The 5,454-nt window shown below is 36.5% G+C and carries 4 protein-coding genes and 1 pseudogene; 1 reads left to right on the top strand and 4 read right to left on the bottom strand.

Annotation, left to right across the window (positions count from 1 at the left end; translation table 11 throughout):
* Nucleotides 1–349 precede the first annotated feature (349 nt).
* The 4 genes from ACFWE9_RS25735 to ACFWE9_RS25720 all read right to left on the bottom strand — a co-directional run bounded on the left by ACFWE9_RS25735 (nucleotide 350) and on the right by ACFWE9_RS25720 (nucleotide 4,273).
* Complete coding sequence (locus ACFWE9_RS25735; protein ID WP_377359482.1) at nucleotides 350–811, bottom strand: hypothetical protein; 462 nt, start codon at nucleotides 809–811, stop codon at nucleotides 350–352.
* Nucleotides 812–1,201: 390 nt separating this feature from the next.
* Complete coding sequence (locus ACFWE9_RS25730) at nucleotides 1,202–1,522, bottom strand: hypothetical protein (protein WP_230155944.1); 321 nt, start codon at nucleotides 1,520–1,522, stop codon at nucleotides 1,202–1,204.
* A 345-nt stretch (nucleotides 1,523–1,867) separates the two neighbouring features.
* Nucleotides 1,868–2,293, bottom strand: coding sequence for an OsmC family protein (locus ACFWE9_RS25725; RefSeq protein ID WP_230155942.1), 426 nt, complete (start codon nucleotides 2,291–2,293; stop codon nucleotides 1,868–1,870).
* 354 nt (nucleotides 2,294–2,647) lie between these two features.
* Entirely contained in the window at nucleotides 2,648–4,273 is a 1,626-nt protein-coding gene (locus ACFWE9_RS25720; RefSeq protein ID WP_377359480.1) for a family 14 glycosylhydrolase, read from the bottom strand.
* Nucleotides 4,274–4,887: 614 nt separating this feature from the next.
* Here ACFWE9_RS25720 and ACFWE9_RS25715 point away from each other — a divergent pair.
* A pseudogene (locus ACFWE9_RS25715) lies at nucleotides 4,888–5,344 on the top strand (transposase); the annotation flags it as partial.
* Between the last annotated feature and the right edge of the window lie 110 nt (nucleotides 5,345–5,454).

The following is a 5,454-nucleotide window of genomic DNA, read 5'->3' as shown; positions in this document are numbered from 1 at the left end:
AAGTAATTTATACAGCTGTTTTTTAATTAGTAGTCCTCCTTTTTGTCGATATTCATGCAGTTAACAATCCTCGGCTAAAAAAACATCTTGATAATAATACTTCTCCAATTAGGACTTGAACCCTTTAAAATGTAAAAGATTATTCATAAAATCTGACACAATCTAACAATTACCTACAAATTTATGTATTTCAAAACGCATGAAACCAATGTTTACAAGGTTGCGTTGCAATTGGACTAGTGGAGTATAACGTAAAGGTAGACTCTAAAAACTAAATATAAACCCAGCATTCGGTGCTGGGTTTAAGTCAGGATTTCATACTCTATTTAGAAATCCTTATTAGGTTATATCACTTTTCAATTTCAAGCGTCTTTATCATTTGTCTTAATGCTCCAAGGTGATAAGCCGAGTGGGCAATGGTAGCGTTGACATTTGTCAGCCAATTCTCTAAATCGATTGTATCGATCTCGGTCAAAAGAGTTACGTATTCCCTGTGTAATCCCTTCCTGATTTCCGACCATTTCTCCTCATCAACTTGAGTTATGGTCCAGCTAGCATCCCAATCCTTTTCAAAATCTACGCCACGTATCATTGTTCGAATTACCCATAAATAATAACGTGTATGGTCCGAGTGAGCAGCTATTGTGGAACCATTTATGGAAAGTGAAGCATCTTCTGCGGTTAAGCCCTCAAGTGTACCAAAAATACCTGTATTAGATCTTGAATCAGTATAATAACTCCCTCCATTTCCCGGCCCCTCAAACGTTTCTTTCAAAAGCGTTTTTATTGAACTCGCCCACGTCTCGCTCATCCCTATTCCCCCTCAAGAGTTTTAATCAACTTGCATTCTTTTATATTACACTAGAAAAATAGATAATCGTTTTGATTTTGTAAAATAAATCCAAACGCAATAAATTAATGAGTAACAAACTCATGTCAATACAAGGTGGAAAAACACTGAACTCTAAAAATTCAAGTAACCCTGTATATCAGGCGCAAATGAAAACTATAAAGGCCTTTTAATGCTGGGAACAGTTCAAACATTCCGTTAAAAGGGGAGAAGTTCACCTTCTTGGTCGCGTGTACGTAATGAACAATAAAAAAAGACCATTCCTTAAATTGATAAGGAATGGTCTTTTTTATCTGAATACATAAATTAAATCTGGAAAGTTAACAACGTAATGTAAAGGCTATAAATATTTTAGTAGCTTTTCAAACGCTCCTCCAGAGACAAAATTCTAAACCTTAGTTCTTGATTCGAATCTAAGCACCCTATTACAATCTGATTATCTTCCGTAATGGTGACATATCTGAAAGTTTCATCACCATGAATCTTTATTTTTGTTTCCAATGTTGTTTCCATTTTTGCAAAGACATGATCTGTGTACGTAAGCGGAAGAAAATCATCTAATCCTTCTTCAGGGCTACCAAGCCATTTAAACATGAAATCTTTCAATGAATATTGTTCTATCATAGATAAATGATCTTTGAAATTCAATTTGTCTATTGTTATCTCTTTCAACTTAACCACTCCTCAACAGTATATAAAGTTTATATCGATAAACTCCTAACATCAAGGGTATTCCAATGACAAAGGATTACATTTAGATTACTTGCTGACTAACTTGCTTACTAAATAGACCATCTTTACCGATAAATGGTTTAGAATTAAATGATGTAGTACACCAACCAAATAGATATCGACATTCCGTGGAATAACTTCCTTCGGGTTTTCATGTTAGGGTAGTTAATGTTTTATGTTTAAAGTATCCGTTCATCAAAATGATCATTTTTGTCAAAAACAGCCTCCGTTTAGTGAAGGAAACGGAGGCTGTTTGTCAATACATAAAATACTTTACACTAAACCTTATAACTTTTTATTTCCTTTAACACCATTTATAGAATAGCTCATGATAATATTTGCATTCAATGAGTGGTATACGGAACAGTACGTATTTTTCGATAACTGAATTGCACGGACCACTTTATCTTCAGGCAGTTCCCCCTCGAGGATATAGTGGATATGAAAGTCGGTAAACCGTTTTGGATGATTTTCTGCGCGTGATCCTTCAATTTCTATTTGAAAACCAGTTGTATCAAATCGCATTTTTTTTAATATCATTACAATATCAATTCCAGTACACCCCGCAAGTGAATGTAAAAGTAACTCTGTAGGTCTTGCTCCACTATTTGTTCCGCCTGATTCTTTGGCAGCATCCATCTTTATTTCATGCCCTGAGGGTGTTGTGCCAGAAAAGGCCATTTCCCCTTCCCATGTAATCATTGTCTTCATTAATGTCATTCCTCCCTTTCTAGTTGCCCGAATAAATCGTTAACATGTCTATTAAAAGTAATTAAGAATCGATTAGTCTTACATAATATTTCCCGCGATTTTTCTCTCCTTCAATCAGTGTTACATTTCAAGATCGTCATTTCATGAGGGCCGAAAAAAGGGATCTATACCTTCTATTCTTCCCACAAGCCCTTCTTAGTTAGTCATACTGATTTTGGTTTGTAAAATAGAAGAAACGATTTTCTGAATCATCATTTTATATTTCCTTGGAATCTTATAGCGATATCGTTTTCCAGTTTCATTCAACCGTTCCGTTCCTTTGCTTTCCTATTCCAAGGCTTTTTAAATCTTCATCTACCATGAAGTTTTATAGGTTCCGTTGCCCTTTACAGGAGTTTTATAGCTATTATTTTCGCCGTCTTGCCATGTAATATTCCCATTTTCATCTTTCATGACGAACTTGAATTCATAGTAACGATCTGCGGCTAAATGGAATGTTCCGCTCCAGCTGCCTTCTGGATTTTGAGTGAGCTTATATTCGTATTCTTCAGGCTTCCACCTGCCGATTTCCCCTCTATCACCAATCAAGTAAACACCATGATTCGGTTTGGCAGGTACATTTTCAACAGTGAATGTAACGGTTATCGATTTCCCTTCCAATTTATCTACCATCAGCTTGAACTCATCTGTTGGATTTCCATCTTCATCGAATAAATTAGACATTCTTAGGAAGGTAAAGGCTTCAAAATCATAGTTAAAAATCATTTCTGCAATATTATCAAAGCCCCCTTCATTATTGATCACCGGGAGTGCATTTTCTCCATTTAGAGAAATCCCTTTTTCATTAGCTAAATGAGCGATTTGGGTAACCAATGTTTTTGGAGCGCTATAATATGGTGCTGTATGTGCGTTTTGATCTCCCATTTCCAAACAAGTGAATGTAAGGGCCATATTTGACTTCTTAAATTGATCAAGTAGTTGGGAATAGTTATAGTACCCAGCACTATACTCAGCTGAGTGCGGCATGAGCGGATCATTCATTTTCCAATGGACACCTGAGATCTTAGCGCCAATTGGTACGTTAAAGACTTCATCAAAATGTTTATGGGCAAATTTCGAGATTTTTGAAAGGTGCTTTTCAAGAGTACCTTGATACCACTGCATAAAGTCGTTACCGAATTGTGTGTCGATTGCTCCACCTCTAGTGAAAAACTCATCCCCATTAATAGGTGGTTGAATCTCATTCCAGTTTTTATACTTTTTGCCCCAAGATGCATTTAGTTTTTTTATAGTTGAATATTTTTCTTTCATGGCAAGCCTGAAATCCCGTTTTGCACCCTCCGTATAAACTTGAAGCTGTCCCCTTTCAGGGTATTCCCAACCATCTGCATTTTGATAAGAAGGATATCTTAGTTCTCCTGCTGGACCTGCACTAAGATATATTTTAACGATTAGATCTTTTTTATCAGCAAAGTTCTTTGCAAATGATTTGTACAATTCGTCATATTGAACGGCTGTACCTTCCCACCAAGGTGCAAGTACTTCTTTATTCCAATAACCTTTTTCACTCTTGAAGGCCATGTTTTCGGCAGTGTCTTTATTCCAGAGCCAACTTGGGATAGGATAGTTGCAATCATCCCCCACATTACCGCCACATTGATGCGTAGATAAAATGGGCACCCATTTTAAACCGGAAGCTTCCACTACTTCCCCATACTTTTTATAATAGGACCAATCAAACTGATTATCCTTTTTACTTTCGACCATTCCCCACCATATATCTGTTGTTATTGCATATACTCCATGTTCCTTCAATTGAACCAACTCTGCTTTAAATGCATCCCAATCTGTTATTTCGCCCAATGGGGCCATCACATAAAGCCTGTAATCTGGTTTTACTTCTGCAATTACAGGTGAAGTACTTGATGAAGGAACAAAATACAGCATAAAGGTAACAACACCTATAGATAATTTTTTCAAAAAAAAACACCTCTTCCCCATACTGATAGTAGAAACCGAGACTAAATTAAAATTCAAAACATAGGGGTCATGTTGCAAAAGCGTTTCCTTCTTTATAAAAAAGTTGTTCCTATAAAAAAAGTATATTTCACTTGGAAATATTTATCAATTAATAGTGGGGTTTTCTTCAAATTTCCTTCGCAGTGTAATTGCAAGCAGGCTTCCCATTTGTTCATTTGGATGCTCACTTCTCAAAAAAATAAAAAGGGCTATCCATTTCAGAATGTAGACAATTTAAACGTTAATTTCCCCTCCAGGCACTCGCTTTCCGCGGACGATCTCCCGTAGACACGCTTTTCTAAGCAGGAGTCTCGCACCTTCCGCTCCAATCAACTTGTTTATAAATTTAGATAGAACCTCTTTTGCTTTCAGTCTTTTTTGTTTTAAAATGAAAGTAAAAAAACTTGAGGTGATGAGGATGCTTTCTAAACATGATTCTATTCAGCGAGATCAACTTGAAGTGATTACTTTTGAACAATTGGTTCCAGTGAATCACTTGGATCGAAAAAATGGAGGCGGCCATTGACTTCTCTTTCATTTATGATTTGGTAAAAGATATGTATTCTGAGGTAGGACGCCTTCAAGATGAAATAAATCAAGATCGTGAAAACCATGAAAAAAAGCCTTTTCCACCAGATAAATTTGATAAGGTAGAAAACAAAGCAATTAAAAAAAGTAAAACAGATCTTGAGAGTGGCTATTATGTGGGAGATGAAGGAACAAAACAGTTTGCCTATTCATTCCACTCGACCGCAGACCGCAACGGTTTTGTATTAAGAACGATTGTAACACTGGGTAATACACATGACAGTCATATCTTAGAACACTGTTGAACAAGTGATTGAGAAGGTTGGAAAACCGGAAGCAGTTGCCGCAGATGCAGCTTATAAAACGCCAGCGATTACTAGCTTCCTATTAAGCAAAGAAATCACCTGCTTTCCCCTATACACGTCCTCGCAAAAAAAAGGATACTTTCGCAAACATGACTATGTTTACGATGAACACTTTGATGGTTACCATTGCCCTTCCGGCTAAAATTCTAAAGGGATTTCAAAAGGGGTTCGGAATTTTTTAATTCCGAACCCCTTTTGTCTACAAACTGAAATGGGTAGTCCTTAAAAGGGCTATCCATGTTCCCGATC

It is taken from the genome of Peribacillus sp. NPDC060253 (assembly GCF_042727425.1).
GTDB lineage: Bacteria > Bacillota > Bacilli > Bacillales > DSM-1321 > Peribacillus.
This window is presented reverse-complemented; position numbering and strand designations above follow the sequence as displayed.